General features: G+C 64.3%; 2 protein-coding genes. One reads left to right on the top strand and one right to left on the bottom strand.

Annotated elements, in window-relative coordinates; genetic code table 11:
* Window positions 1-521 (bottom strand): MFS transporter (locus tag AAC083_RS15180; RefSeq protein ID WP_146181690.1); only part of this gene is annotated, 521 nt, incomplete at its 3' end.
* 222 nt (window positions 522-743) lie between these two features.
* On the opposite strand from AAC083_RS15180, the gene AAC083_RS15175 reads away from it, so the two are divergent.
* The coding region (locus tag AAC083_RS15175) for a LysR family transcriptional regulator (RefSeq protein WP_146181689.1) at window positions 744-1,270 on the top strand (527 nt) is incomplete at its 3' end.

Here is a 1,270-nt window from a genome sequence, read left to right as displayed (position 1 = left end):
GGATAAAAGTCCAGCCGCAACGCCAGCCCGCTGAATACCGGGCCGAGCGCCAGTCCGGCGGTGAAGGAGAGTGTCGCACTCAGCGCAGCGCGCTTGCCGCCGTCGCGGGGGCCGAAACGCAACAGCGCCACATTGGCTGCGCCGGTCAGGGCACCCGTGCCGATCCCGGCCAGCACCCGCGCCAACAGCAGCGACCAGAACGAATCGGCCAGGGAGAAGAGCAGGGCGCCCCCCGCGACCGCCAGCAGCGCCGGCAATATCATGGCGCGCAGATCCGACACCCGCCCCGCCAGATTGCCCACTCCGAACAAGGAGATGAGTACCCCAGTCGCATAGCCGCCATAAATCAGGGTGAGACTGACATCGCTCAGCACCAGTACTTGCTGGTAGTGGGGATAGAGGGGGGTGGGCACGCTGCTGTTAAGTAGCGCCGACATCAGGGCCAGCGGCAGAAACAGCAAGATGGCACCATGGGAAACCTGCGCCTCGCAGGGCCGGGCGGTGGACTGGGATGATGACATGCACAACTCCTATGAACGCGGGCCGAGCCCCGCTGACGAGAGTCGGCAATGATAGCGCCCGTCCATCCCTCCCGACAGCGGCAAAAATGCATCATGCTGCTTCAATAATGCATGCCGGTGACATCTATTTGCATGCCAATAAGGCCACGTTCGCCTTGTGATCCCGCCTGCGCTGGCTTCTAATGGGCTCGCCCCAAGGGGGCACTTTGAGTGGGAGGCTCGATGATCAACTGGGATGACGCACGTTTTTTTCTGGCATTGGCAAGACAGGGCACTCTGCGTAGCGCGGCCGGGGTGCTGGGGGTCGATCAGGCCACCGTCGGGCGGCGCATCACAGCACTGGAGCAGAATCTGGGCTCCAAGCTCTTTATCCGCACCCCCAAACTCTATGATCTGAGCCCCCTCGGCGAGACCATGCTGGCGGATGCCAGCGCCATGGAACAGGCCATAAAGGCCATAGAGCGTAAGGCGAGCACCGGGGATCAGAGCCTGTGCGGCGAGGTGCGCATAGCCACCACGGACACCCTGGCCCAGGCCTTCGTGCTGCCCGCCCTAACCCTGCTGCGCGAGCGCCACCCAGGGATCCGCCTCAGCCTGCAGACGGCGGTCAGCGTCAGCGACATCGCCTATCGGGAGGCCGATCTCGCCATCCGGGGGCTACGTCCCGACAACGACGAGCTGGTGATCAAGCGGCTCACCACCATAGAGATGGGGCTCTACGCCTCTCGCGCCTATCTGGCCCGCCACGG

The organism is Aeromonas sp. HMWF014, assembly GCF_963878295.1.
Lineage (GTDB): Bacteria > Pseudomonadota > Gammaproteobacteria > Enterobacterales > Aeromonadaceae > Aeromonas > Aeromonas popoffii.
This window is presented reverse-complemented; position numbering and strand designations above follow the sequence as displayed.